A 26,260-nucleotide genomic window follows, 5' to 3' on the forward strand; every position below is an offset into this window, starting at 1 on the left:
GGTCGTGTCGGGTCACGTCATTCGCTTTCTTGGCTGGAGATCTGCTCGGCCAGGGAGGTGGCCAGGACGTCGAACTCGGCGTCGTCGGCCGTGCCGTAGAGCACGTACGAGCTGCGGTCGACCGTGGTGGTCAGGGCATAGGCGTAGTTGCCCGGGTCGTCGGCGTCGCGCCGGTCGTAAACGTCCCAGGTCAGACCGCCGATCGACCGGGTCGACGTCGCCGCCGCGTTCTGCACCTGCAGGCTGACCCAGGTCGGATTGGCGTCGATGCCCTGCTCGAGCCCGATGAACTGCTGGGCCGGCGTGATCAGCCCCACGTACCAGGTCGGCACGTCGTCGCGGGTCGTGGACCGGACCTCGGCGGCGTTCGAGCTCCAGCCGTCGGGCAGCGGAGGCGCGGCCAGGGGGGCGTCGACGCTCGCCTGGGCCTGCGACGCGACCTGGACGTAGTCGATCTCCTGCCGGTTCACCGTGCCACTCGGGCGGACCACGACGAGCACGAGGAAGAGCACGATGCCGAGCGAGGCGACGATCGACAGGGTCAGGTTGATCGCCGTCTGGTTCGCGTAGTGCTTGCGGGTGTTCTCGGCCTTGCGCGCGGCGGTCTCGTCCGGGGTCTCGGGTCGGCCGAGTTCGGCGACGATGCGGGGCTCTCGGGGACGTCGCGAGCCCCGGGGACCGCCGTCGGAGGGGGAGGTCATTCTGCCGACACCTGACGGCGGGCCGCCTCGAGGCGCTCGCGCGCCCCCATCAACCATTCTTCGCAGCGCCGGGCGAGCGCCTCGCCGCGTTCCCAGAGGGCCAGCGAGCGCTCGAGGGTCGAGGCGCCCTGCTCGAGTTCGGACACGACGGACACGAGCTCGTCGCGGGCCTGCTCGTAGCTGAGCGACGAGACGTCGGGCGGGGTGCTGGTCGGGGTGGTGTCCACGTGACGATCCTAACGAGGGGTGCTGACGGAGGTCGTGGCGGACGCCACGGGTGACGACTCGTCGGGAGCGTCGGAGCCTGGGGAGGAGGCGCCGGTGCTGACGGCGCCCACCGCGCCTCCGTCGGTGGTCACGAGGAGGCGCGTCTCGGCGGGGGCCTCGGCGGGGGACCGCAACACCCTGCCCGACGGCAGCTGCACGATCGCGTAACCGCGGCGCAGCGTGCCCTGCGGCGACAGGGCGCGCAGCTGGGCCGTGAGCTCCGAGACGCGGGTGTGCGCCCTCTCGACGGCCCGGCCGACGAGTTCTTCGCCGCGGACCACCGCCCGGACGACCTCGTCGGCCCGCACGTCGACGAGGGTCTGGGGCGACGCCAGCACCGGCCGGCTGCGGATCTGTTCGAGCCGGTCGATCTCGGTGGCGACCAGCGAGGTCAGGCGCACGCCGATGCGGGTGCGCGCCTGTTGCACGCGCGACAGTTCTTCGGTCACGTCGGGGACGACCCGTTTCGCGGCGTCGGTGGGCGTGGACGCGCGCAGGTCGGCGACGTCGTCGAGGAGCGGCCGATCCGCCTCGTGCCCGATGGCGCTGACGACCGGCGTGGTGCACGCCGAGACGGCGCGGACGAGGCCTTCGTCGCTGAAGCCGAGGAGGTTCTGGAAATCGCCGCCGCCTCGCGCGACGATGATGACGTCGACCTCGTCGTCGGCGTCGAGGCGCTGGATCGCCGCCGTGACCTCGCCGACCATGCGGTCGCCCTGCACCGCCGCGTGCACGACGCGGAACGAGACCGAGGGCCATCTCAGCTGGGCGTTGCGCAGGACGTCTTTCTCGGCGTCGCTGTCCTTGCCGGTGACGAGGCCGATGCGGCCGGGCAGGAACGGCAGGGCCCGCTTGCGCTCGGGGGAGAAGAGCCCCTCGGCCGTGAGCTGGCGACGGAGGCGCTCGAGTCGTTCGAGGAGGTCGCCGAGCCCGACGTGGCGCATGTCGAAGACCTGCATCGTGAGGCTGCCGCCCTTGACCCAGTAGTTCGGCTTGACGGCGGCGATGACCCGGTCGCCCTGCTTGAGGTCGGCGGGTACGCGTGACTTCACGCTGGACCAGATCGAGAACGAGACGGTCGCGTCGTGTTCGAGGTCGCGGAGCTTGCCGTAGACGTTGCCGCCCGAGACGTTCCACTGGGTGATCTCGCCCTCGACCCAGGCCGTCCCGAGGCGGTCGATCCAGTCGCGCACCTTGCTCGCGAGGAGGCCGACGGGCCACGGGGACTCGGCGGTGGGGGGAGGGGGAACGATCGTCATGGAGCTCCGTTCGAGGGGTGGTCGACACCGGCAGGACGAGCGGCGACCCCGGTGATCGACCGGTCGCGCGGTCGCTCCCAGTACGCGACCAGTCCGGCACACCTAGACTCGTCGGGTGAGCCACATCTCCAACGGCGCCCTCGCCATCGACCTGCCGACACCGCGTGTTCCTGCGGTGCGGAACAGGCTAAAGGATACCCCCGTCAACGGACGCAAGCAGGTGCTGCTCGCGGCACCCCGCGGGTACTGCGCCGGCGTCGACCGCGCCGTCATCGCGGTCGAGAAAGCCCTCGAGCACTACGGCGCGCCCGTCTACGTCCGCAAGCAGATCGTCCACAACGTGCACGTGGTCGCGACCCTCGAGAGCCAGGGGGCCATCTTCGTCGACGAGGTAGACGAGGTCCCCCCGGGGTCGCACATCGTCTTCAGCGCGCACGGCGTCTCGCCGGCCGTCGTGAAGGGTGCGGCGGATCGCGAGCTGCAGGCCATCGACGCGACCTGCCCCCTCGTCACGAAGGTCCACCGCGAGGCCGTGCGCTTCGGCAACCAGGGCCGGCACATCATCCTGATCGGCCACGCCGGGCACGAAGAGGTCGAGGGCACAATGGGCCACGCGGCGGATCGCACCACCCTCGTGCAGAACCCGGGCGAGGTCGACGACCTCGTCGTCGCCGACCCCGACAACCTCGTCTGGCTGTCGCAGACCACCCTCAGCGTCGACGAGACGATGGAGACCGTGCGTCGACTGCGTGAGCGGTTCCCGAACATCCAGAACCCCCCGAGCGACGACATCTGCTACGCCACGCAGAACCGCCAGGTCGCCATCAAGAAGGTCGCCCAGGGCGCCGACCTCGTCATCGTCGTCGGATCGGCGAACAGCTCCAACAGCGTGCGTCTCGTCGAGGTCGCCCTCGAGCACGGCGCCAAGGCCGCCTACCGCGTCGACTACACGAACGAGATCAAGCAGGAGTGGCTCGACGGCGTCGAGACGGTGGGGGTCACCTCCGGCGCGTCGGTTCCCGAGGTGCTCGTCGACGAGGTGCTGGCCGACCTGTCGGACGCCGGCTACGTCGACGTCCACGAGGTCGTCACGGCGGAGGAAGACCTGATGTTCTCACTGCCGAAAGAGCTGCGGAAAGACGCGACGGGCCAGGTCGACGCCCGCGGCCTCGGCGGTCGCACCCGATGACCGACGACCGACCGAAGCCGCGCTACGGCGAGTACGCGCCCGAGGGCTGGGTCAATCCCGCCGCGGCCGAGGCCGACGCCGCCGAGGAGGCGCGGGTCGCCGGTCAGGACGCCCGGCCCGCGGTCTCGACCGACGTCCGCCCCGGTGACGAGACCCGCACCGCGCCTCCTGCGCTCTCGACCGGGCGGCGCATCGACCGGGTGGCGACGTTCGCCCTGATCGGGCTGGGTGCCTTCGGGGCGATCCAGGCCGTCGCCCGCGTGCCCGGTTACGCGACGACGCAGCTCGCCCAGTTCGAGACGTTCGGGCTCGACCTCTCGGGGTTCGGCTCGTCCGCTGCGCTGCAGACCTTCGGGGTCGTCATGGCCGTGTTGGCCGTGACGCTGTTCGCCGTCTCGACCTGGTGGACCCTCCGGCGGCTGCGTGCCGGGCGTCTCGGCTTCGTGGTGCCCCTCGTCGCCGGTGTGGTCTTCGGCCTCGTGCAGGGCTTCGGGGCGGCAGCGATCTTGATGGGCGATCCGGCTTTCGCCGAGGCGATGCAGAGCTTCACGAACGACTACTTCTCGGGGTCGAACTGACGTCCACCCCTCGCCCCGACGACGAAGCCCCCGAGCACTCGCTCGGGGGCTTCGTCGTGCGACCAGGAGGCGCGGGTCAGCTCGCCGACTGACCGTACGACCCGAGCTGCTTCGTCGCCTCGACGACGCGGGCGGCCATGGCGCTCTCGGCGACCTTGCCCCAGGCGCGGGGGTCGTACTGCTTCTTGTTGCCGACCTCGCCGTCGATCTTGAGGAACCCGTCGTAGTTCTTCAACACGGTGTCGGCGATGGACCGGCTGAAGGCGTACTGCGTGTCGGTGTCGAGGTTCATCTTGACGACGCCGTTCGAGACGGCCTCGGCGATCTCGGCGTCGGACGACCCCGAACCACCGTGGAAGACGAGTTCGAGGGGCTTCGCGGCGGTGCCGAACTTCTCCTGGATGCCCTGCTGGATCTCGCCGAGCAGTTCGGGACGCAGCTTGACGTTGCCCGGCTTGTACACGCCGTGCACGTTGCCGAAGGTGAGGGCGGCGATGTAGCGGCCGTGTTCGCCGAGGCCGAGCGCCTCGACCACGCGGGTGACGTCGCCCACCGTCGTGTAGAGCGCGTCGTTGGTGCCTTCGTGCTGCACGCCGTCTTCTTCGCCGCCGACCACGCCGATCTCGACCTCGAGGATGGCGTTGATGGCCTTGGTGCGCGTCAGCATGTCCTGCGCGATCGAGATGTTCTCGTCGAGCGGGACCGCCGAGCCGTCCCACATGTGCGACTGGAACAGCGGGTTGCGACCGGCCCGGACCTCTTCTTCGGAGGCGGCGATGAGCGGGAGCACGAAGCCGTCGAGGGCGTCCTTCGGGCAGTGGTCGGTGTGGAGGGCGACGGTCACCGGGTAGTTCTTCGCGACCTCGGTCGCGAACTTGGCGAAGGCGATGGCGCCCGCGGCGCGGTTCTTGACGGTGTGGCCGGCGAAGTAGTCGGCGCCGCCGGTGGTGACCTGGATGATGCCGTCGCTGCCCGCCTCGGTCAGGCCCTGCAGCACGGAGTTGATCGTCTGCGACGACGAGACGTTGACGGCGGGGTAGGCGAAGCCCTTGTTCTTCGCCTTGTCGAGCATCTCGGCGTACTGCTCGGGGGTTGCGACGGGCATTGAATCTCCTTCGATCACGGCTGGTGGCTCATCCACCCTAGTCAGCGCACGTCTGTTCGTCCTGGTCGTCGGAGCCCGGTCGGGAGGCGCGGCGCGGGTAAGATCCGGAGCATGGCTGACACGGATTCCGGAACCCTCTACTCGCACCCCGACCGCAACCTCGGCATGGAACTGGTCCGGGCCACCGAGGCGGCCGCGATCCGTTCGGCGCCGTTCATCGGCAAGGGCGACAAGAACGCCGCCGACAAGGCCGCGGTCGACGCCATGCGCAAGTTCTTGGGCACGGTGGCGTTCGACGGCGTGGTCGTGATCGGCGAGGGCGAGAAGGACGAAGCCCCGATGCTCTTCAACGGCGAGCACGTCGGCAACGGCTTCGGCCCGGCCTGCGACATCGCCGTCGACCCGATCGACGGCACGAGCCTCACCGCGGCGGGACGCATGAACGCCCTCTCGGTGATCGCCGTCAGCGACCGCGGCAGCATGTACGACCCCAGCGCCGTCTTCTACATGGACAAGATCGTCACGGGCCCCGAGGGCCGCGGCATCATCGACCTCGACCGTCCCATCGGCGAGAACATCACCGCCCTGGCCGCCGCCAAGGGCATCGCCGTCGAGGACATGCAGATCGCCGTCCTCGACCGTCCCCGTCACGCCGACCTCATCGCCGAGATCCGGGCCGTGGGCGCATCGACCCGCCTGCTCCTCGACGGTGACGTGGCCGGTGGCATCAACGCCGCCCGTCCCGACTCCCGCATCGACATGTGCGTCGGCGTCGGTGGCACGCCCGAGGGCATCATCACGGCCTGCGCGGTCAAGGCCCTCGACGGCCTGATCCTCGCCCGCCTCGCCCCGAAGGACGACGCCGAGCGCCAGAAGGCGATCGACGCCGGTCACGACCTCGACCGCGTCCTCGACCAGGACGACCTCGTCACGGGCGACAACGCGTACTTCGTCGCCACGGGTGTCACCGACGGTGCACTCGTCGCGGGCGTCACGCGCAAGCAGGGCATGATCCGCACCTCGAGCATCGTGCTGCGCTCGCACTCGGGCACCATCCGCCGGGTCGAGGCCGACCACCTCGTCTCGAAGTGGTACGGCGAGAAGGCCTGATCGGCGCGACACCCGCCTGACACGACGAACGCCCGGCCTCGGCCGGGCGTTCGTCGCATCGGGGGGTCAGTCGCGGTCGGTGCTGCCCTCGACGAGGGCCGACGCGAGCTCGGGGGCGGTGAGTTCTCGGGGAGACTCCTCGACGATCGTCGGGGTCGCGAGGACCTTGGACTCGTCGAGCATGCTGAGCCGGCGGGCCGACGGGAGGACCGTCCGCTCGAGCGACCCGACGAACCGGTTGTAGTCCGTGACGCCGGCGCGCAGCGACCGGCCGAGCTTGTCGACGTGGCCGGCCATGGTCGACAGCCGACCGTAGAGTTCGCGGCTGAGGTCGAAGAGCTCTTTCGCCTCGGCGGTCACGACGTCCTGTTGCCAGCTGAAGGCGACGGTCTTGAGCACGGACCAGAGGGTCACGGGTGAGGCGAGAGCGACGCGCTTCTGGAAGGCGTAGTCCATCAGGGCCGGGTCGGCCTCGAGGGCAGACGACACGAGCGACTCGCTCGGGATGAACGCGATGACCAGCTCGGGCGAGGACTCGAGCCCGGCCCAGTACGTCTTGCCCGCCAGGGCGTCGACGTGGGCCCGCAGTGCCTTGACGTGCTGCCGGACCAGCTGGTCGCGTCGTGCGCCCTCGTCGCCCGTGGCGGATGCGGGGATGGCGCTGGCCTCGAGGTAGGCGGAGAACGGCACCTTGGCGTCGACCGCGATGTTCTTGCCGCCGGGGAGGTGCACCACCATGTCGGGGCGACCGGAGCCGGCGTCCGACGAGATCGACGTCTGCACGTCGAAGTCGACGCGCTCGACGAGACCCGCGGCCTGCACAACGTTGCGCAACTGGGTCTCGCCCCACACGCCGCGGGTGCTGTTCGACTTCAGCGCGGAGGCGAGCGACTCGGCCGTCCCGCGGAGCCGTTCACCCGATTCGGCGGCGGTGCGGAGCTGCTCGCTGAGGGCGCCGTACTGGAGGGTGCGTTCGGCTTCGAGCTCGGCCACCTTCTGCTGGACGGCCTGCAGGCTCTCGGCCACCGGGCTGAGCGCGACGAGCACCTGACCGTCGGTGCGCGCCCTCTCGGCCTCGGCGATGCGGACGTCGCGGAGGCGGTCCTGGAACTCGCGGAGGCGGTCTTCTTGCTGCGCGATCTGTCGACGGTACTGGTCGTCCTGACCTTCGAGGCGCTCGCGCGACGCGTCGGCCACGGCGCGGGCTGCGGCGAGGTCGGACGACAGGCGTGCCGTCGCCTCCGCTGCGCGGGTACGGGCGACGAGTGCCCCGACGGCGACGCCGAGGACGAGACCGAGCAGCAGGGCGAGGAACAGCGCGAGCGGAAGGGGCATGGCGGAAGTGTGGCAGCGGCCACCGACACCGGTCGGGAGTCGACGCGGTGGGGTCGGGAGAGACCGACGCGCCCCGGGGGCGTCGGACTGGCGTGAGGGAGGCGCCTAGCCGAAGGCCATCGGGCGTCGGTCGGCCCGGGGCACGGCGGGCGCCGTCGGCGCCCCGGCCGGCTGCAGCACCTTCACCTTCACCGACGCGATCGTCGCGAGTTCGGCCAGGTCTGAGGCACCGTGGAACAGTGCGGCGTGGGCGACGATGGCCGCGCAGGCCTCGGCGTCGGCGAGGGCGTCGTGGTGCGAGAAGGCGTCGAACCCGGCGGCCGTCGCGGCGACCGGCAGCCGGTACGAGTCGAGCGAGTAGGTCTTGCGGGCGACCTGCAGGCTGCAGAGGTACGACCACGGGGGAGGGGTGAGCCCGGTCGCCGCGCAGGCGGCCTTGATGACGCCCATGTCGAAGCCGGCGTTGTGGGCGACGAAGACGTCGTCGCCGGCGAAGTCGGCGAGCAGCTCGAACTGTTCGGCCCAGCCGAAGGCGCCGACGACGTCGTTCGCGACGATGCCGTGGATGCGGGTGTTCCACTCGGAGAACTCGTCGTGCCCGGTGGGTGGCTGGATCAACCAGCCGACCTTGTCGACGACGACACCGTCGCGGACCTTGACGAGGCCGACGGAGCAGGCACTGGCGCTGCTCGAGTTAGCGGTCTCGAAGTCGATCGCGGTGAAGTCGATGGGCATTGACTCATGCTCTCACGCGCCTCCGACACCGCCTCCACAGGCGCGGTGGGCGACCGTTCCCTCCACAGCGGACGCGGTTCCGACGGCACGGCTCGGCAGGCCCGGTACGCTTGACCCTCGTGGCTCTCACTATCGCGATCGTCGGACTGCCCAACGTCGGCAAGTCCACCCTGTTCAACGCCCTGACCAAGAACCAGGTGCTGGCGGCGAACTATCCGTTCGCGACCATCGAGCCCAACGTGGGCATCGTCAACCTGCCCGACCCGCGCCTCCAGGTGTTGGCCGGTCTCTTCGGCAGCGAGAAGATCCTGCCCGCGCCGGTGTCGTTCGTCGACATCGCCGGCATCGTCAAGGGGGCGAGCGAGGGCGAGGGGCTCGGCAACAAGTTCCTGGCGAACATCCGCGAGGCCGACGCCATCGCCGAGGTCGTGCGCGGCTTCGACGACCCCGACGTCGTGCACGTCGACGGCAAGGTCGACCCCGAGAGCGACATGGGCACGATCAACACCGAGCTGATCCTCGCCGACCTCGAGACGGTCGAGAAGGCGCTCGTCCGGTACGAGAAAGAGCTGCGGCTGAAGCGCGTCGAGCCGATCGTGCACGAGACGGCCGTGGCCGCCAAGGAGGCGCTCGAGCGAGGCGAGGCGCTCTCGGCCACGAGCATCGACCTCGAGCCGATCCGCGAACTCGGGTTGCTCACCGCGAAGCCCTTCATCTACGTCTTCAACGTCGACGAGGCCGTCCTCACCGACGAGGCGCGCAAGGCCGAACTGCAGGCCCTGGTCTCGCCGGCCGAGGCGATCTTCCTCGACGCGCAGGTCGAGTCCGAGCTGATCGGCCTCGACGACGAGGACGCCGCCGAGCTGCTCGCGTCGCTCGGGCAGGACGAGTCCGGTCTCGACCAGCTCGCCCGCATCGGCTTCGAGACGCTCGGGCTGCAGACCTACCTGACGGCCGGCCCGAAAGAGACCCGCGCCTGGACGATCGGCAAGGGCTGGAAGGCCCCGCAGGCCGCCGGGGTCATCCACACCGACTTCGAGAAGGGCTTCATCAAAGCCGAGGTCATCTCGTTCGACGATCTGGTCGAGACCGGCTCCATCGCCGAGGCCCGCTCGGCTGGCAAGGCCCGCATCGAGGGCAAGGAGTACGTCATGCAGGACGGCGACGTGGTGGAGTTCCGCTTCAACAACTGACGCCCGGGCTCGGGGGCGAGCGCCACTCATCTACTCTCAAGCATGAGCCAAACGGATTCCCCGCCCACCGGAACCATCTCCGGCGCCCCCGCACTGCTGCGCCTCGGCGTCCTGGCCACCTCGCGCAAGCCCGACGAGCGGCGCCTGCCGATCCACCCCGCCCACCTCGACCGCATCGACGCCGACCTGCGCGCGAACATGACCCTCGAGCGTGGCTACGGCCTGCGCTTCGGCATCCCCGACGCCGACCTCGAGCCCTTCGTGGCGATGGCCGACCGCGAGCAGATCGTTGCGGACAGCGACGTCGTCCTGCTGCCCAAGCCCCAGGCCGCCGACCTCGAGGGCCTGCGCGACGGTCAGACCCTCTGGGGCTGGCCGCACTGCGTCCAGGACCGCGAGATCACCCAGCTCGCCATCGACAAACGGCTCACCCTCATCGCGTGGGAGGTCATGAACCACTGGCAGTCCGACGGCGGCTACGGCCTGCACGTCTTCCACAAGAACAACGAGCTCGCCGGCTACTGCTCGGTGCTGCACGCCCTCCAGCTCTGCGGCTCGACCGGCGACTACGGCCGTCGCCTCAGCGCCGTCGTCATCGGCTTCGGCGCCACCGCCCGCGGCGCCGTCACGGCCCTCAACGCCCACGGCATCCACGACGTGCGCGTCCTGACGAACCGCAACATCGCCGCCGTCGGCTCGCCGATCCCGTCGGTCGACATCTTCCAGTTCGAACACGACCCCGAGACGCCCGGCGCCAGCACCGTGAACACCCCCGACGGGCCGGTCGCCCTCGCTCCGTTCCTCGCCGCCGCCGACATCGTCGTCAACTGCACCCTCCAGGACCCGAACGCCCCGCTCACCTACCTGCGCGAGACCGACCTCGACGCCTTCCGCCCCGGCAGCCTCATCGTCGACGTCTCGGTGGACGAGGGCATGGGCTTCGACTGGGCCCGCGCCACGACGTTCGCCGAACCGCTCGTCACCGTGGGCGCCACCACGAACTACTACGCCGTCGACCACAGCCCGTCGCTGCTCTGGAACTCCACGACGTGGGAGATCAGCGAAGCCCTCCTCCCGTTCCTCCGCACCGTCATGGAGGGGCCGACCTCGTGGGCGTCGTCCGACACGATCCGCCGCGCCGTCGAGATCGCGGAGGGGCGGGTCGAGAACGAGGCGATCCTCGAGTTCCAGCACCGCGCCTCCTCGTACCCGCACGCACCGCTCGACTGAGCGGAGCCGCAGGCCGGGCGGTCGCGGGGACGGCTCAGACCGCAGGAGGCGCGGCGAGGGCCGCGAGGACGCGCCCGGCCCCGAAGTCCCACGCCCCGTCGACGTCGCCGCCCAGTTGGAAACCGCCGTTGAGCTCCATGACGACGAAGCCCGCCACCCACGCCGTCAGCGTGCGGGCGGCGTCGAGGGCTCGCTCCGGCCCGACGAGCTGCTCGCCGACCCGGAGGGCGGCGGCGCTCGCCGCGGCGCCGAACTCGCGTCGCGCGTGGGGGACGCCGGGCCCGGGCGTCATGACCAGCTGGAACGCGGCCGGGCGCTCGTGCCCGAAGGCCCGGAAGGCGTCGAGCACCTCGCGGGCGGACCCCGCCCCGTCGAGCCGCGCGGCCAGGTCGGTGAGGGTGGCCTCCGCGACCGACCGCAACAGCGCCTCCCGGTTCTCGACCCTCTTGTAGAGCGAGGGTGCGCGCACGCCGACCCGTGCCGCGACCGCGGCCATCGTGAGGCCGGACGGGCCGTCGGCCTCGAGCAGCTCGCGCGCGGCGAGCAGGATGGCGTCGGGTGAGGTGCGGTCGGGTGTGGGCATCCGTCGAGTATAGCTATTGACAATAGCCATGATGGCTAACTACCGTAGCCATCATGGAACTCGCCCCCTCCCTCCACCGCATCGGCAACGACATCGTCGCCGCGTACCTCGTCGTCACGCCCGAGGGCGTGACCGTGATCGACGCCGGTCTGCCCGGCCTCTGGTCCGAACTCGTCTCCGAGCTGGCCTCCGTCGGACGCACCCTCGACGACGTGAAGGGCGTCGTCCTCACCCACGGCGACTCCGACCACGTCGGCTTCGCCGAGCGGCTGCGTCGCGACCACGGGGTGCCCGTGTACGTCCACGCCGCCGACGCCTCGCGGGCGAAGGGCGGGCCGAAGCCGGGTAACGGCATGCCGCCGATGAAGCTCGGCCCCCTGCTGGGGTTCGCCGGCTACAGCCTGCGCAAGGGCGGGGCGAGGACCGCGTGGCTCACCGAGGTCGTCGAGGTGCACGGGGGCGAGACGCTCGACCTGCCGGGTGCGCCTCGGATCATCCCGATGCCCGGGCATTCCGAAGGCAGCATCGCCGTGTTCGTCCCGGGCGTCGACGCCGTGTTCGTGGGCGACGCCCTGACCACGCGCCACGTGACGACCGGGCACGTCGGGCCCGCACCGGCTCCGTTCACCGACGAGCCCGAGCAGGCCCTCGCCTCGCTCGACGCCCTGCTCGGGACCGGTGCGACCTGGGTGCTGCCGGGCCACGGCGCCCCCTGGGACGGTGGCGTGGCCGCGGCCGTCACCGCCGTCCGCGCCGCCGCCCGCTGACCCGACCGAGCCGGCTCGGACGGCGCCGCCCGGCGACGGGCCGACCCGGGGTCAGACCCCGACCGGCACCGCCGCCGGCGTCACCCGCACCAGCACGGCCTTCGACACCGGGGTGTTGCTGCCGATCGACGCGCTGTCGAGCGGCACGAGCACGTTCGCCTCGGGGAAGTACGCGGCGGCGCACCCGCGGGCCGTGGGGTAGGCGACGATGCGGTAGTCGCGGAGCACCCGCTCGACGTCGTCGGTCCAGACCGTCGACACGTCGACCTTCTGGCCGTCGGTGAGCCCGAGGTCGTCGAGGTCGAGCGGGTTGACGAAGACCACGTGCCGACCCTTCTTGATGCCGCGGTAGCGGTCGTTGAGGCTGTAGATCGTGGTGTTGTACTGGTCGTGCGAGCGCAGGGTCTGCAGCAGCAGCGTCCCCTCGGGTCGTTCGACGTGCTCGAGGTCGTTGACCGTGATCATCGCCTTGCCGACCTTCGTCGCGAAGGTCCGCGAGTCGCGCGGCCCGTTCGGCAGCACGAAGCCGTCGCGGCTGCGCACCCGCTCGCTGTAGCGCTCGAAGCCCGGCACGACCCGGCTGATGTGGTCGCGCAGCGTGTCGTAGTCGTCCTCGAAGCCCTTCCAGTCGATCTCGAGGTCGGCCCGGTCGCCGAGCGTCGCCCGCGCCAGGCGACTGACGATGGCGACCTCGCTGAGCAGGTCGGGCGCGACCGGCGGCACCTGGCCGTGGCTGCCGTGCACCGAGCACACCGTGTCCTCGACCGAGACGAACTGCGGCCCGGCCTCCTGCACGTCGATCTCGGTGCGGCCGAGCGTCGGCAGGATGAGCGCCTCGGCGCCGACCACGGCGTGCGAGCGGTTCAGCTTCGTCGACACCTGGACGGTCATGTCGGTCCCGCGCATCGCGGCCTCGGCGAGCTGGGTGTCCGAGATCGCGGCCACGAGGTTGCCGCCCATGCCCATCCAGAACTTGATCCGCCCCTCCTGCATGGCCTTGATGCCCTTGAGGGCGTCGACGCCGTGCTCGCGCGGCGGGTCGAAGCGGAACTCCTTCTGCAGGGCGTCGAGGAACTCGTCCGAGACCTGCTCCCAGATGCCCATCGTGCGGTCGCCCTGCACGTTGCTGTGCCCGCGGATCGGCGAGGCGCCGGCACCCGGCTTGCCGATGTTGCCGCGCAGCAGCAGCAGGTTGATGATCTCCTTGATGGTGTCGACGGCCTTGCGGTGCTGCGTGATGCCCATCGCCCAGGTGATGATCACGCGGTCCGAGGCCAGGTAGCGGTCGGCCAGCTCGTCGATCTCGGCCCGGTCGAGCCCCGTCGCGAGCAGCACTTCGTCGTCGTCGACCTGCGCGATGTGCTCGCGGAAGGCCTCGAGCCCGACGGTGTGCTCGGCCAGGAACTCGTGGTCGAGCACCGTGCCGGGGGCGGCGTCCTCGGCCTCGAGGACGCGCTTGGCGACGGCCTGCAGCAACGCCATGTCGCCACCGAGCCGGATCTGCAGGAACTGGTCGGCGATCTCCGTGCCGCGACCCGCGACGCCGCGCGGCAGCTGCGGGTTCTTGTAGCGACGCAGGCCGGCCTCGGGCAGCGGGTTGACCGCCACGATCTTCGCGCCCTTGAGCTTGGCGTCCTCGAGGGCCGTCAGCATGCGCGGGTGGTTGGTGCCCGGGTTCTGCCCGAGGATGACGATCAGGTCGGCCTGCTCGAAGTCGTCGTAGGCGATGGTCGACTTGCCGATGCCGACCACCTCGGCCATGGCGAGGCTCGTCGACTCGTGGCACATGTTCGAGCAGTCGGGCAGGTTGTTCGTGCCGAAGGCGCGCACGAACAGCTGGTACGCGAAGGCCGCCTCGTTCGAGGTGCGGCCCGAGGTGTAGAACGACGCCTCGTCCGGACTGTCGAGAGACCTCAGCTTGTCGCCGACGATGCGGAACGCCTCGTCCCACGACACCTCGCGGTAGTGGTCGCTGCCGGCGGGCTTGTGCACGGGCTTGGTGAGGCGGCCCTGCATGCCGAGCCAGTACTCGGTCTTGTCGAGCAGGTCGGTCACCGAGTGCTCGGCCCAGAACGTGTCGGGCACGAGCACCGGGTTGGCCTCCCAGGTGACCGCCTTGGCGCCGTTCTCGCAGAACTCGGCGACCTTGCGGTGGTTCGGGTCGGGCCAGGCGCAGCTCATGCAGTCGAAGCCGTCCTTCTGGTTCAGCGACGTCATGAGCTTGACGGTGCGGGCCAGCCCGAGCTGCTTGATGGCCGGGTCCATCGAGTGCAGCACGCCGGGCACGCCGGCGGCCCACTCGCGCGGGGGGCCGACCTCGATGTCGGCGTCGGTCACGTCGGAGACGGGGGGTTTCTCGGTCATGGTCTGGTTCCGATCGTCTGGGGGACGGGCGAGGAGGCGCGCGTCGCGCCGCCGGGGGAGTCGAGGGCGGGGGCGTCGGCGGCGTGAGCAGCGTCGGGGGACGAGGAGGCGCGGGTCGCGTCGCCGGCGTCGCGCGAGCGGGCCGACGGCTCGGTCCCGTCGGGCTCGCCGAGCCGGTCCGGCCGCGAGTAGACGACCATCGACCGGCCGCGGAGGAACCCCACGATCGTGACGCCCAGCTCGGTCGCGAGGTCGACGGCGAGCGACGACGGTGCCGACACGGCGGCGAGCACCGGGATGCCGGCCATCGACGCCTTCTGCGTGAGCTCGAACGAGGCGCGACCCGAGACCATCAGGACGGTCCCGCCCAACGGCAGCCGCGCCTCCTTGACGGCCCAGCCGACGACCTTGTCGACGGCGTTGTGCCGACCGACGTCCTCGCGCAGGACGAGCAGCTCGCCCGTGCGGCCGTCGAAGAGCGCCGCGGCGTGGAGCCCGCCGGTCTTCTCGAACACGTCCTGGCCCTCGCGCAGGCGGTCGGGGAAGGTGGCGAGCAGGGCGGGGTCGACGACGAGGGGGTCGTGCCGCACGTCGTGCTGCGACGTCGTGCGGACGGCGTCGATCGAGGCCTTGCCGCACAGCCCGCACGAGCTCGTCGTGTAGAACGCCCGCTCGAGGCTCGGGTCGGGCGCCGGCACCCCGGGCGCGAGCGTGACGTCGAGCACGTTGTAGGTGTTGAGCCCCTCGGCGGTGGCCCCGGCGCAGTAGCGGGCGGCGAAGAACTCGTCACCGGTCGAGATGACGGCCTCGGACACGAGGAACCCCGCGGCCAGGTCGAAGTCGTGACCGGGCGTGCGCATGGTGATGGCGAGCGACGTGCCGCCGACGCGGATCTCGAGGGGTTCCTCGACCGCGAGGGTGTCCATGGTCTTGCGGACGCCGGCGCTGCCGTCGCCGTCGCCGACCGTGATGCGGGTCACCGGTTTGCGGGACGTGATGCGTGCCATGGGTCAGGTCTACCCCTCGAACCCCGGAATCGAAAGCCGGCGGGGTCCGCACCTCACCACGGGAGGCCGAGCGAGGGGACGACGTCGCCCGCCCGCGCCCCGCCCTCGGGCACGACGAGCAGCCCGTCGGCGTCGGCCAGGCCGCGCAGCATCGCCGACGACTGGCGCTCGGTCGGCACGGCTCCGTCCGGGGTCGCCCGGTACGCCTGCACGAGCGCGCCGGGTCGGGGGTGGGCCACGTCGACGGCGAGCGTGACGGACCCGGGAGGCGCGGGTCGCCTCCCGAGGAGGCCGTCCACCACCGCGGTACCCACGACCACGAGCCCCACGTAGGCGGCCATCGGGTTGCCGGGCAGGCACAGGTAGACCGTGTCGCCGCGGCGCGCCACGACCAGGGGCTGCCCCGGACGCATCGCGAGACCGTCGACGACGAGCTCGGCGCCCAGCCGGTCGAGGGCGGCGCGGACGTGGTCGGTCGGGCCGTGCGCGGTGCCGCCGGTCGTCACCACGAGGCGACGGTCCGGGCGGTCGAGGGCGGCGGTCGTCGCGTCGAGGTCGTCGGCCACCCGCGTCGTGGTCGCGGACGCCGTGCCGAGGGAGCCGAGGAGGCGCGGCACCGGCACCGAGAACACGTCGCGGACCGTGCCGCGCTCGGGCACGCCCTCGGCCACGACCTCGTCGCCGAGCACGGCCAGGGCCACCGTCGGGCGGGTCACCACGGGCACGGCGTCGTGTCCGCCGAGGGCCAGCACGGCGACGCGGGGCGGGGTGAGGAGCGTGCCCGCGGTGATCAGGGCGTCGCCGCGGTCGATCTCTTCTCCGGCCCGCCGGACGTGCGGCGGGCGGCGGGGGTCGTCGTCGGCCGTCAGGACGCCGTCGGCCACGTGCCCGGACTCCGAGCGCAGCACCCGGTCCGTCCCGTCCGGGACGACGGCGCCCGTGGTGACCGGTCGCGCGACCCCGGGCGGCAGCGACCCGTCGTCGTCGGCGACCCGGCCCGCGACGATCGACGGGCCGAGTCGCCAGGGGCCCTCGCCGGCGACCGCCCAGCCGTCCATCGCCGAGACGTCGGAGCCGGGCACGCGCGCGAGGCTCGTGGCGTCCCGGGCCAGCGTGCGACCGACCGCGTCGGCGAGCACGACGGTCTCGAGGTCGCGGGGCAGGGCCCGGGCGGCGTCGGACGCCTCGGCGCGGGCCACCCGCCAGTCGGCCCGCCGGACCGTCACGCCGGGTCGGCCGTGGCCGTGGCCAGCGCGGTGGCGGTCGCGGTCGCCCGGTCCAGCTCGGCCTGCGAGCCGCCGGCGAGCCCCGCGGCGTAGCCGACGAGGAACGTCGTCAGTGGGGCGGCCGGGCGGGCGACGCCGTGCGCCGCGTCGCGGGCGAGGTCGAGCACCACGGGGACGTCGACCACGAAGTCGTCGGGCAGGCCCAGGGCCCGGACGAGTCGTGCGGCCCAGGCGTCGAGTTCGGCAGGTGTGTCGGTCATGGTCGACACTCAACCAGTCGCGTCGGCCTCGCGCCGGACGACACCCAGGCGGTCGGCGTCGGCGACGGTGTCGACGTCGGCGCAGAGCGCGTCGGGCACGGGGACCTCGAGCAGGTCGAGCCCGTCGAGCAGGCGGCGGAGCGACAGGCCCTCGAGGGGGCCGTCGGCCCGCAGTCCTCCGAGTCGCGTCCGCAGGGCGTCGGTCCGGTAGAGAGCGAGCAGCGGCTGACGTCGCCCGCCCGAGTCGACGGCGAGCCGACCGTCCCGGTGTTCGTCGTCCTCGGCGCCGCCGGCGAGGAGGGCCGCCACGGCCTCGGGCGCCCGCGGCAGGTCGCAGGCCAGCACGAGTGCCCACGGTGCCGGGTCGACGACGACGGCGAGACCGGCCGCGAGGGCGGCGACCGGCCCGGACCAGGCGGGCTCCTCACGGGTCAGCAGGGCTCGGGCGGGCGGCACCCGACCGTCGCGCAGGCCGACCACGACGAGGGTCCGGGCTCCGGTCGCCGCCTGGACGGCCCGGTCGAGGAGCGTCGCGTCGCCACTCGTGAAGCCGGTCTTGTCGGCACCGTGCACCCGGGAGGCGCGACCCCCGGCGAGCAGGACGGCGTCGAACCCGGCGTCCCCGGTCATGCCCTGCCTCCCGCGTCCACGCCGCGAGCCTAGACCTGCCCTCGACCGGCGTCCTCGGGGCGAGGCCCATCCCGGAGGATGATCCGATGTCGTCCTCGGAGCCGAGGCTTCCTCGCGTCGTCGTCGTTAGGCTGGAGACATCAGCCGACAGACCGGTCCGGCATCGGCCTCCTAGGGGGAGACGACCATGAAGCGTTCCGTGAACACCGCCCTCGTCGGTCTGGCGCTGGCCGGACTGCTGGCCGGTTGCACGCCGGCGACGGGTGGAGCGGGCGCGTCGACGTCCGGTCCGACCGCCCCGGCGACCGACGTCGCCGCTTCGCCCGAGGCCACCGCGACCCCGTCGGAGACCCCGACGGCGACTCCGACGGAGACCCCGACGACGCGGCCCGTGTCGATCCCGACGGACTGCACCGACCTGGTGGACGCCGCGACCTACGCCGCCACGATGGGCGACGCCCCCCTCAACGACCCCGCCTACTTCGGTCAGCCGATGGGACAGGTCGCTCCCACGGCACCCGGCGCCGACGCCGACCTGAGGGACGTCGTGGCGTCCGCCCAGGTGCTCCGCTGTGGCTGGGCCGACGTGCGGGCCGACGTCACGGGCCTCTTCGCCGACGTCAGCACGGTGGACGCCGCGACGGCCGCGGCGTATCCCGCCTGGCTCGCCGAGGGACGCGAACCCACCTCGGTCTTCTGGCTCGACGGCGTGGTCTACGACTGCTCCGAGGCGTACGGCGGCTCGCTCTGCCAGTACGTCACGACCCACCCGATGTACGGCGTCGACATGGCGGACACCGTGCTGGTGCGCGACGACGTCGTCGTCACGGTGTCGCAACGGAATTTCCCGACCGACGACCTCATGGGATCGATCGTCACGCGGCTCTGGGGCTGAGGAGCGACCGGACGCCAGGAGGCGCGGTGCCGGTCGAACCGGCACCGCGCCTCCTCGGGGCATGACGGGCGTCAGCCCGCGGCGACCTGCTGGTCGCGCTTCGGCAGCACCCAGCCCGGACGGACGAAGTGGCAGGTGTAGCCGTAGGGGTCCTTCTCGAGGTAGTCCTGGTGCTCTTCCTCGGCCTCCCAGAAGTCGCCGGCCGGGGTGACCTCGGTGACCACCTTGCCGGGCCAGAGGCCGGACGCGTCGACGTCGGCGATGGTGTCGAGGGCCGTGGCGCGCTGCTCGTCGTCCGCGTAGAAGATCGCCGAGCGGTAGCTGTCGCCGACGTCGTTGCCCTGGCGGTCCTTCGTCGACGGGTCGTGGATCTGGAAGAAGAACTCGAGGATCTCGCGGTACGAGGTCAGACCCGGGTCGAACACGATCTCGACGGCCTCGGCGTGGCCGCGGTGGTTGCGGTACGTCGCGTTCGGCACGCTGCCGCCCGAGTAGCCGACGCGGGTCGAGACGATGCCCGGTCGGCGGCGGAGCAGCTGCTGGGCGCCCCAGAAGCAGCCGCCCGCGAGGATCGCGGTCTCGGTCGTGCCGCTGGGGGCGGGGGTGGATTCGGGGGAGAAGAGCGTCATGTAGGCACCGTATCCTTCGGTTTCGAGTGAGGCGTAGGGGACGAAGCGGAGAGCCGCCGAGTTGATGCAGTACCGCAGCCCGCCGGTCGCGGTGGGTCCGTCGCGGAAGACGTGGCCGAGGTGGCTGTCCCCGGCGGTGGAGCGCACCTCGGTGCGCTTGAAGAACAAGCCTTCGCGCTTCTCGACGACGTGTTCGGCGTCGATGGGACGCGTGAAGCTCGGCCAGCCGGTGCGGCTGTCGAACTTGTCGACCGAGGCGAACAGGGGCTCGCCCGAGACGACGTCGACGTAGATGCCCGCGTCCTTCGAGTCCCAGAACTCGTTGCGGAAGGCGGGTTCGGTGCCACCGCCCTGGGTCACGCGGCGCTGGGTCGAGGTGAGGCGGGCGACCGCCTCGGGGTCTTTCCTGTAGTGGTCCGACATGATGCCTCCTGTTCGTCGGCGTCGGTGCGATCGGATGGGTCGGGTGCCCGCGGTCGCCTCGATGCCTCTCACGACAACAACCGGGCGGCGCCGGGTGTTCCGTCGGCCTGCGAGGATCGACGCATGAGCCTTATCCGACTGAACGACGTGACCGTCCGCTTCGACGGCACCCCGGTGGTGCGCGAGGCGTTCTTCCGCCTCGACGAGAAGGAGCGCGTGGGGATCGTCGGTCGCAACGGCAGCGGCAAGTCCACGCTGCTCAAGCTGATGCTCGACCAGGTGCAGCCCGACGAGGGCACGGTCACGCTCGAGCAGGGCGTCCGGGTGGGGTACTTCTCGCAGTTCTCCGAACTCGACGGCACGCAGACCATCGTCGAGGTGCTGACCGGGCTCTTCGCCCACGAGCGGGCGATCGAGGCCGACCTGGCGCAGATCGACGCCGACATCGCCGTGGTCGCGATGGACCCCGACGGCGGGGACGCCCTCGACGAGCTGATCCACCGACAGTCCGAACTGTTCGCCGAGATGGACCGGGTCGACGGCTGGGAGTACCCGCGCCGCATCGACACGGCACTGAGCGTGCTCGGATTCAGCGACGCGCACCGCACCAGCCCGATCGACGACCTCAGCGGTGGTTGGCGCAACCGGGCGGCCCTCGCGAAGATCGTCCTCGAGGACCCCGACGTGCTGCTGCTCGACGAGCCCACGAACTTCCTCGACGTGGCCGGCGTCGAGTGGCTCGAGTCGTGGTTCCGCGACTTCCACGGCGCGGCCGTGGTCGTCTCGCACGACCGCAGCTTCCTCGACGCGGTCGTGACCCGCATCGTCGAGGTCGAGAACTTCCACCTGCACGACTACCCGGGCGACTTCGCCGAGTACGTCGTGCAGAAGCAGTTCCGGCTGAAGAGCCTCGAGCAGCAGTTCGTGCACGAGTCCGAGCTGCTCGCGTTCGAGGCCGAGGGCATCTCGGACCGTCGCGACGCCGCCAAGGCCGCCAAGCGCCAGGACGGCGGCGACCTGCTCAAGCAGCTCGCCAAGGTCAAGAAGTCGCGGGCACCCCGCCCCGTCGACCAGATCATCACCGAGATCTACTCGGGTCTGCACGTCAAGGACGTCCTGTGCCGGGTCGACGGTCTCGGCAAGGCCCGCGACGACCGGACGCTCTTCGACGACCTCACGTTCGAGCTGCGGCGCGGCGACCGCCTGGTGATCACGGGGGCGAACGGCAGCGGCAAGAGCACGCTGCTGCGGGTGCTGACGGGGGAAGAACGCGCCGACGCCGGTCGGGCCGCGTGGGCGGGCGGGGTCAAGGTGGTCTCGTACGACCAGGTGCTGGCCGAACTGGACGACGACGACACCGTCACGCACTCGGTCAACGCGATGCCCGACAGCCTCGCCCTGACCGCGACGCGGAAGTCGGTCGGGCGGTTCCTCGCGATGTTCCAGTTCAGCGAGGCCGATCTCAAGAAGCGCATCGGCGCGCTCTCCGGTGGTCAGCGGGCCCGCGTCGCGATGGCGCAGTGCCTGCTCTCGGGGGCCTCGGTGCTGCTGCTCGACGAGCCCACCAACCACCTCGACGTGCCGAGCGCCCAGGTCATGGAGCGGGCGCTGCAGCATTTCCCCGGGGCGGTCGTCGTGGTCAGCCACGACCGGTTCTTCGCCGACAAGGTCGCCACGCGGCGTCTGGTCTTCGGCGCGGACGCCGACCGTCCCGAGCGCGTGGTCGTCACCGCCGCCTGAGCCGCCGGGCGCCGGGTGCGGGCCGCGGGGCGCGGGGCGGGTCGGCGTGCGACCGGGCTCAGCCCTCGGTCGTCAGCTGCCGGACGACCTCGGCGACGCCCGAGACGACGAGCCCGGACGCGCCCCCGTCGAGTGCGGCGCGAGCGGCGTCCAGGTCGGACACGATGTGGCCGAGGACCGGCTTGCCGGTGGCCGTCATCGTCGCCCAGGTCGCGGCCGGGGCGGACCAGTCGAGGCCCAGCATGCTCCAGCTGGCGGAGGTCCGGGTGAGCAGCTCGGGGTCGTCCGCCAGCTCGTCGGCGTAGTAGTACCCCCAGGTCGCGCACCCCTCGGAGGCGGCGAGGTCGCCCCACTCGGTCTGCGTGCAGTACCCCTTGCCGACGAGGGTCTGCGCCACCTCGGACGTCCCGAGCTGCATCCACGCGATCTCGAACAGCTCGGGGTAGAAGCGGGCGTCGACGTACTTCGGGTCGACGAACAGGGCGTGTTCGCGGCCGAACTCGCGCACGATGTCGTCGAAGCGGGCGTACGGCTGGTCGGACTGCTCGGGGTCGTTCGTCTCGGCCGCCGAGATGCGGTACTGCTGCACCTCGCTCCACGTGTGGTCGGCGGGGACGAACCCGGTCGTGCCCGAGGTGCGGTCGAGGGTCTCGTCGTGCAGTCCGAACCAGACGCCGTCCGAGGTGCGGGAGAGCGACACCTCGAGCCCGTCCACCCCGGCGGCCACCGACTGCCGGTAGGCGAACATCGACATCTCGGGCCAGTCGCCGGACCCGCCGCGGTGGGCGACGGTGGAGGGCCGAGCCGCCAGGAGGGCGTCGACGGGCCGAGGAGGCGCGGCTCGGGTGACCGGCGCCTCCTCGCTCAGTCGCGCGGAACGCAACCCGAGGGCGACGGCGGCCGTCCCGAGGACGGCGACGCCGCCGACGCCGAGCAGGACCGTTCGACGGGAGAGGCGTGCCAGGGGCTCGGGCGTGCGGGGCATGTGCCCACTATGGGGGGAGACCGGGTGCCGCGCCGACCACCGCCCGCCGGATCACCCGTCGTTCGCCCGGTTCAGTCGGCCGCGTACTCGTCGAGTGCGGGCAGCGGGCGACCGTCGTGGTCCCACATCGCCTGGTTCTCCCACGCGTTGCCCGAGGTCGGGTCGTCCGGGTCCCATCCGGCACCGTCGACCGCGGTCCACGCGGGTTCCCACGCCACGACGCCGATTCCGCGGCCGCCCGGGGCCGAGGCCACGACGTCCTGGATCGCACGGAAGTTCGCGGCCTGCCCCTCGGGCGTCGCGGGGTAGCCCGCGACGAGCTGCGACGGGTCGACGACGACGTTCTCCCAGAGGTGGTCGGGGTCGTCCTCGAGCGTCCAGGGGTACGACGTCTCGACGATCAGCACGTCGCGGTCGTAGCGCTCGGACAGCGTCGTGACCGCCTGCTGCATGCCCGACAGCCCGCCGTGCCAGTAGCCGTAGTACGACAGGCCGATCAGGTCGAACGGCACGCCGCGTGAGGTCGCCTCGTCGAACCACCAGGTGAGGCCGTCGACGCCGGCGTTGATGTCGGTCAGGTGCAGCACGACCTGCGTCGTGGGCGAGACCTCCTTCACCGCCGTCGCTCCGGCCGTGAGGAACATCGCCAGGTTGCTCCACTGCGCGCCGCTGACGCCGTCGCTCGGGTCGACGTCCCAGGTCTGGCCCAGCGGCCAGACCATGCCGGGGTTGATCTCGTTGCCGACCTGCACGGCGTCCGCCGTGATCCCCTCGGCGGCGAGGGCGTCGAGCACGCTGCGGGTGTGGTCGTGGATCCTCGTGGCGACCTCGGGGGCGCTCAGCCCGAGCCAGGCCCTCGGCATGGTCTGGGCGCCCGGGTCGGTCCACCGGTCGCTGTAGTGGAAGTCCACGAGCAGCTGCATGCCCGCCGCCTTCACCCGCGCCGCCATCGCGACGACGTCGTCCTGGTCGTTGTAGCCGTCGGTCGGGTCGACCCAGACCTTCAGCCGCACCATGTTCGCCCCGTGGTCCGCCAGCTGCGTCACCGGGTCGGTGGGGCGGCCGGCGGCGTCGAGGTAGACGGCTCCGCGATCCTCGTTGCGGGGCAGACCCGACAGGTCGGCACCCCGCACGTCGCGCGTCACCCGCCCGGGCGTGACGGTGACGTCGTCGATGCTCGCCCAGGCACCGGCCGCACCACTCGTGGTGAACGTCGGAGTGCACTGGCTGTGCGTCACCTCGGCCGAGACCGAGAGGCGCAGCCACCCGTCGTCGGACTCGGTCGAGGGGATCACCGTCGTCGCCGCGGCGTCCTTGCTCGAGCCGGTGCCGCACCCGGTCAGCGACAGCGTGCTCGAGGCCAGGCCGCCACCGCTCTTCACCCAGGCCGAGAAGGTCCACCACCCGGGCGTCACCTTCTTGAGCTTCTGGCTGGTCGTGGCCGTGCCGGCCGTCGGCAGCACGTGCGTCAGGCGCGTGGCCGAGTCGTGCCCACCCGCCTCGAGCGTCGTGGTGCCCGACCCCTTCGAGACCCAGCCCGTCGCGCCGTGCTCGAAACCGGGGTCCTGCACGACGACGGGGCGAGGAGCCGGGCCGCCGGGCACCGCGGTCGCGGGGGCGCCCGACAGCAGGCCGGCTCCCAGGGCCGCCGTGGCGAGGGCGGCGCCGACGGCGAGACCGCGCCGGCCCCTCCGGTCGACGGGGGGCCGGGGTGTGGTGGTGGGTCGTGTCATCGCGTCGTCCTCCTTGACGATCGGTGTGGCGGGGTGCTGCGGGGGCGGTACGGGGTTCGGGACGGTGGGGCGCAGGAGGCGCGGTGCCGGTCTCGACGCCGGCACCGCGCCTCCTGCGGTCGCCTCGCGTCGCGGCTCAGCCGCGCGGGCGGCTCACGACGCGGACCGCACCGGCGGGGACGCCCACGCGGCCGTCGACGGCGTCGCCGGTGATCAGCTCGGTGCCCTGACCGACCACGACGTCGGTCGCGGTCTCGGCGTGGTTGACCAGGAAGGTGAAGTCGACGTCGTCCCCGTGGCGCACGACGACCTCGAGCCCCTCGGGGTGGTCCACCGGCAGCGGCACCCCGGCGTCGTCGAGCACCGACCGGACGAGACCCTCGAGGTCGGCCCCGGTCGTGCGCGTCGAGACGTACCAGGCCGAGCCGTCGCCGTGGGCGTGGCGGGTGACCGCCGGACCTCCCGCCGCCGGGCCGTCGACGTAGCTCGCGACCGCCACGGCGCCCTCGAGCACGATGTCGTCGGACCAGCCCGTGCCCGTCGTGCCGTCGTCGAGGGTGACGACCTGGTCGGCGTACAGGGGCAGGAACTCGGGCACCGAGAGGCCGAGCACCTCGCGCAGGGCGCCGGGTGCGCCACCGGCGTGGACGGTGTCGTTCTCGTCGACGACGCCCGAGAAGTACGACGCGACGAAGGTGCCGCCCTCGCGGACGAACGCGCCGAGGCCGTCGGTCGTCCGCCGGTCGGCCAGGTACAGCGAGGGGGCGAGCACGAGGTCGTAGCCCGACAGGTCGTCGTGCGGGTGGCGGAAGTCCACCGTCACGCCGAGCTGCCACAGGGCGGAGTACCAGGCGACGACGCGCTCGCGGTGCTGGAGTTCGACCGACGGCCGCCATTCGAGGTCGTGGGCCCAGAAGGACTCGACGTCCCAGAGGATCGCGACCCGCGCCTCCACCCGGCTGCCGCGGACGGCCGAGAGCCGACCCAGGTCGGCGCCGAAGTCGACGACCTCGCGCCAGGTGCGGGTCGAGGTGCCGGCGTGCGGCAGCATCGCGGAGTGGAACTTCTCGGCGCCGTACCGCGACGCCCGGAACTGGAAGAACAGGATCGCGTCGGCGCCCCGGGCCAGGTGGCTCGCGGCGTTCCGGGCGAGCTCGCCGGGGCGCTTGGCGATGTTGCGGGGTTGCCAGTTGACGGCCGAGGTCGAGTGCTCCATCAGCATCCACGGGGCACCGCCGGCGAGCGAACGGGTGAGGTCGGCGTCCATGGCGAGCAGCACGTGGTTGTCGCGGCGCTCCGCCACGAGGTAGTGGTCGTTCGCGACGACGTCGACCTCGCGGGCCCACTTCCAGTAGTCGATGGAGGGGCAGTTCGTGGCCATGAAGTTCGTGGTGACCGGGAGGTGCGGCGCGTGTCGTTTGATCGCGTCGCGTTCGGCGGTGAAGCAGGCCAGCAGGGCGTCGGAGGTGAAGCGGGCGAAGTCGAGGCGCGAGGTCTGGTTCACGACAGTGGCCGAGGTGCGTGGGGCGTCGATCTCGTCCCACTCGCCGTAGGTCTGGCCCCAGAAGCGGGTGCCCCAAGCCTCGTTGAGCGCGTCGAGGGTGACGTACTTCTCCTCGAGCCAGGTGCGGAAGGCGAGCACCGAGTGGGGGCCGTAGTCCTCGCTGATCGGGGCGCCGTACTCGTTGTGGACGTGCCAGAGCACGACCGCGGGGTGGTTCGCGTAGCGCTCGGCCAGTCGCTCGGTGATCGCGAGGGCCGCCCGGCGGTAGTCCGGGCTGCTCGGGCTGACCATGCCGCGGGAGCCGCGGCCCAGGGTGACGCCGTCCCGCGTGACCGGGTGGGAATCGGGGTAGGCCTTCCAGAACCAGGCCGGCGGGACCGTCGTCGGGGTGGCCAGGTCGACGTCGATGTCGGCGTCGTGCAGCAGGCCCAGGATGTCGTCGAGGAAACCGAAGTCGTACTCGCCCTCGCGGGGTTCGAGCAGGGCCCACGAGAAGATGCCGACGCTGACCAGGTTGACGCCCGCCTGCTTCATCAGGGCGATGTCCTCGAGCCAGACCTCGCGCGGCCACTGTTCGGGGTTGTAGTCGCCGCCGTAGCGCAGGTCGGCTCGGCCGGGCAGCCAGGTCGTGGTGGCCTGGGGCGTGGGTCGGGCGTCGAGCTCGAGTGACATGCGGTGATCTCCTTTGACTGTGTGCGCTCCCAGTTGTAACACACCGGTATCGAGCGGCGAAAGGGCCCGTAACGGTGTTGACAAGCGAAAACCGCTGTGCGTAACTGTAACCGCTCACAGGCACAGCGACGTGGTTCTCC

Annotated in this window: 24 protein-coding genes; 8 read left to right on the forward strand and 16 right to left on the reverse strand. The window is 71.7% G+C overall.

What is annotated here, in order from left to right; all coding sequences use genetic code 11:
• Window positions 1-17: 17 nt before the first annotated feature.
• Genes ACVJ1F_RS05220 through xseA form a run of 3 tightly spaced genes read right to left on the reverse strand, consistent with a single transcriptional unit; the run spans window position 18 to window position 2,227 of the window.
• On the reverse strand, window positions 18-701 hold the full coding sequence (locus ACVJ1F_RS05220; RefSeq protein WP_056048791.1) for a DUF4245 domain-containing protein: 684 nt from the start codon (window positions 699-701) through the stop codon (window positions 18-20).
• Entirely contained in the window at window positions 698-928 is a 231-nt protein-coding gene (locus ACVJ1F_RS05225; protein WP_123571591.1) for an exodeoxyribonuclease VII small subunit, read from the reverse strand. Before ACVJ1F_RS05225 ends, ACVJ1F_RS05220 begins: the two co-directional genes overlap by 4 nt.
• Window positions 929-937: 9 nt before the next feature.
• Window positions 938-2,227: an exodeoxyribonuclease VII large subunit gene (gene xseA, locus ACVJ1F_RS05230; RefSeq protein ID WP_456885075.1), complete on the reverse strand. Its 1,290-nt coding sequence runs from the start codon at window positions 2,225-2,227 to the stop codon at window positions 938-940.
• Between the two features lie 124 nt (window positions 2,228-2,351).
• On the opposite strand from xseA, the gene ACVJ1F_RS05235 reads away from it, so the two are divergent.
• Together ACVJ1F_RS05235 and ACVJ1F_RS05240 are read left to right on the forward strand one after the other, a co-directional pair.
• Complete coding sequence (locus tag ACVJ1F_RS05235; RefSeq protein ID WP_233568507.1) at window positions 2,352-3,416, forward strand: 4-hydroxy-3-methylbut-2-enyl diphosphate reductase; 1,065 nt, start codon at window positions 2,352-2,354, stop codon at window positions 3,414-3,416.
• Window positions 3,413-3,994, forward strand: coding sequence for a DUF6264 family protein (locus ACVJ1F_RS05240; RefSeq protein ID WP_456885077.1), 582 nt, complete (start codon window positions 3,413-3,415; stop codon window positions 3,992-3,994). Before ACVJ1F_RS05235 ends, ACVJ1F_RS05240 begins: the two co-directional genes overlap by 4 nt.
• 76 nt (window positions 3,995-4,070) lie before the next feature.
• On the opposite strand, the gene fbaA is transcribed toward ACVJ1F_RS05240, so the two are convergent.
• Window positions 4,071-5,099, reverse strand: a complete 1,029-nt coding sequence (gene fbaA, locus ACVJ1F_RS05245; protein ID WP_456885079.1) for a class II fructose-bisphosphate aldolase — start codon at window positions 5,097-5,099, stop codon at window positions 4,071-4,073.
• Window positions 5,100-5,210: 111 nt separating this feature from the next.
• Here fbaA and glpX point away from each other — a divergent pair, with 111 nt between their 5' ends.
• The gene (gene glpX / locus ACVJ1F_RS05250) at window positions 5,211-6,209 is read left to right on the forward strand and encodes a class II fructose-bisphosphatase (protein WP_043597850.1); all 999 of its coding nucleotides are present in this window, start codon (window positions 5,211-5,213) and stop codon (window positions 6,207-6,209) included.
• Window positions 6,210-6,275: 66 nt separating this feature from the next.
• Here the strand turns inward: glpX and ACVJ1F_RS05255 are convergent, their stop codons facing one another.
• Window positions 6,276-7,544, reverse strand: a complete 1,269-nt coding sequence (locus ACVJ1F_RS05255) for a DNA recombination protein RmuC (RefSeq protein WP_456885081.1) — start codon at window positions 7,542-7,544, stop codon at window positions 6,276-6,278.
• Window positions 7,545-7,649: 105 nt separating this feature from the next.
• Window positions 7,650-8,279 (reverse strand): exonuclease domain-containing protein, encoded by a 630-nt coding sequence (locus tag ACVJ1F_RS05260; RefSeq protein ID WP_173152827.1) that lies wholly within the window; start codon window positions 8,277-8,279, stop codon window positions 7,650-7,652.
• A gap of 119 nt (window positions 8,280-8,398) precedes the next feature.
• On the opposite strand from ACVJ1F_RS05260, the gene ychF reads away from it, so the two are divergent.
• Both ychF and ACVJ1F_RS05270 read left to right on the forward strand, forming a co-directional pair.
• Complete coding sequence (gene ychF / locus ACVJ1F_RS05265) at window positions 8,399-9,472, forward strand: redox-regulated ATPase YchF (protein WP_043597911.1); 1,074 nt, start codon at window positions 8,399-8,401, stop codon at window positions 9,470-9,472.
• A 42-nt stretch (window positions 9,473-9,514) separates the two neighbouring features.
• Window positions 9,515-10,702: a N(5)-(carboxyethyl)ornithine synthase gene (locus tag ACVJ1F_RS05270; RefSeq protein ID WP_456885083.1), complete on the forward strand. Its 1,188-nt coding sequence runs from the start codon at window positions 9,515-9,517 to the stop codon at window positions 10,700-10,702.
• A 34-nt stretch (window positions 10,703-10,736) separates the two neighbouring features.
• Here the strand turns inward: ACVJ1F_RS05270 and ACVJ1F_RS05275 are convergent, their stop codons facing one another.
• A complete protein-coding gene (locus ACVJ1F_RS05275) occupies window positions 10,737-11,285 on the reverse strand; it encodes a TetR/AcrR family transcriptional regulator (protein WP_456885085.1) in 549 nt (182 codons plus the stop codon).
• A gap of 53 nt (window positions 11,286-11,338) precedes the next feature.
• Here ACVJ1F_RS05275 and ACVJ1F_RS05280 point away from each other — a divergent pair, with 53 nt between their 5' ends.
• The gene (locus ACVJ1F_RS05280) at window positions 11,339-12,052 is read left to right on the forward strand and encodes an MBL fold metallo-hydrolase (RefSeq protein WP_456885086.1); all 714 of its coding nucleotides are present in this window, start codon (window positions 11,339-11,341) and stop codon (window positions 12,050-12,052) included.
• 51 nt (window positions 12,053-12,103) lie between these two features.
• Here the strand turns inward: ACVJ1F_RS05280 and ACVJ1F_RS05285 are convergent, their stop codons facing one another.
• The 5 genes from ACVJ1F_RS05285 to mobA are packed head-to-tail and all read right to left on the reverse strand — an operon-like array spanning window position 12,104 to window position 17,539.
• Window positions 12,104-14,416: an FdhF/YdeP family oxidoreductase gene (locus tag ACVJ1F_RS05285; RefSeq protein ID WP_173152821.1), complete on the reverse strand. Its 2,313-nt coding sequence runs from the start codon at window positions 14,414-14,416 to the stop codon at window positions 12,104-12,106.
• A complete protein-coding gene (gene fdhD / locus ACVJ1F_RS05290; RefSeq protein ID WP_456885088.1) occupies window positions 14,413-15,423 on the reverse strand; it encodes a formate dehydrogenase accessory sulfurtransferase FdhD in 1,011 nt (336 codons plus the stop codon). Before fdhD ends, ACVJ1F_RS05285 begins: the two co-directional genes overlap by 4 nt.
• 53 nt (window positions 15,424-15,476) lie before the next feature.
• Window positions 15,477-16,649, reverse strand: a complete 1,173-nt coding sequence (locus ACVJ1F_RS05295) for a molybdopterin molybdotransferase MoeA (protein WP_456885090.1) — start codon at window positions 16,647-16,649, stop codon at window positions 15,477-15,479.
• Window positions 16,646-16,909, reverse strand: coding sequence for a DUF6457 domain-containing protein (locus tag ACVJ1F_RS05300; RefSeq protein WP_056049238.1), 264 nt, complete (start codon window positions 16,907-16,909; stop codon window positions 16,646-16,648). Before ACVJ1F_RS05300 ends, ACVJ1F_RS05295 begins: the two co-directional genes overlap by 4 nt.
• Window positions 16,910-16,918: 9 nt before the next feature.
• Window positions 16,919-17,539 (reverse strand): molybdenum cofactor guanylyltransferase, encoded by a 621-nt coding sequence (gene mobA, locus ACVJ1F_RS05305; protein WP_456885092.1) that lies wholly within the window; start codon window positions 17,537-17,539, stop codon window positions 16,919-16,921.
• A 187-nt stretch (window positions 17,540-17,726) separates the two neighbouring features.
• Between mobA and ACVJ1F_RS05310 the strand changes: the two genes are divergently transcribed.
• Window positions 17,727-18,434 (forward strand): hypothetical protein, encoded by a 708-nt coding sequence (locus tag ACVJ1F_RS05310; RefSeq protein ID WP_456885093.1) that lies wholly within the window; start codon window positions 17,727-17,729, stop codon window positions 18,432-18,434.
• Between the two features lie 71 nt (window positions 18,435-18,505).
• Here the strand turns inward: ACVJ1F_RS05310 and ACVJ1F_RS05315 are convergent, their stop codons facing one another.
• Complete coding sequence (locus tag ACVJ1F_RS05315; protein ID WP_456885095.1) at window positions 18,506-19,486, reverse strand: bifunctional methionine sulfoxide reductase B/A protein; 981 nt, start codon at window positions 19,484-19,486, stop codon at window positions 18,506-18,508.
• Window positions 19,487-19,609: 123 nt separating this feature from the next.
• On the opposite strand from ACVJ1F_RS05315, the gene ACVJ1F_RS05320 reads away from it, so the two are divergent.
• Window positions 19,610-21,226 (forward strand): ABC-F family ATP-binding cassette domain-containing protein, encoded by a 1,617-nt coding sequence (locus tag ACVJ1F_RS05320; RefSeq protein ID WP_456885096.1) that lies wholly within the window; start codon window positions 19,610-19,612, stop codon window positions 21,224-21,226.
• 58 nt (window positions 21,227-21,284) lie between these two features.
• On the opposite strand, the gene ACVJ1F_RS05325 is transcribed toward ACVJ1F_RS05320, so the two are convergent.
• From ACVJ1F_RS05325 to ACVJ1F_RS05335, 3 genes are all read right to left on the reverse strand, one after another.
• Window positions 21,285-22,211: a glycerophosphodiester phosphodiesterase gene (locus tag ACVJ1F_RS05325; RefSeq protein ID WP_456885097.1), complete on the reverse strand. Its 927-nt coding sequence runs from the start codon at window positions 22,209-22,211 to the stop codon at window positions 21,285-21,287.
• Window positions 22,212-22,282: 71 nt separating this feature from the next.
• The gene (locus ACVJ1F_RS05330) at window positions 22,283-23,944 is read right to left on the reverse strand and encodes a glycoside hydrolase family 53 protein (RefSeq protein WP_456885099.1); all 1,662 of its coding nucleotides are present in this window, start codon (window positions 23,942-23,944) and stop codon (window positions 22,283-22,285) included.
• A gap of 136 nt (window positions 23,945-24,080) precedes the next feature.
• The gene (locus ACVJ1F_RS05335) at window positions 24,081-26,120 is read right to left on the reverse strand and encodes a beta-galactosidase (protein ID WP_456885100.1); all 2,040 of its coding nucleotides are present in this window, start codon (window positions 26,118-26,120) and stop codon (window positions 24,081-24,083) included.
• Between the last annotated feature and the right edge of the window lie 140 nt (window positions 26,121-26,260).

This window comes from Frigoribacterium sp. 2355, from assembly GCF_054060695.1.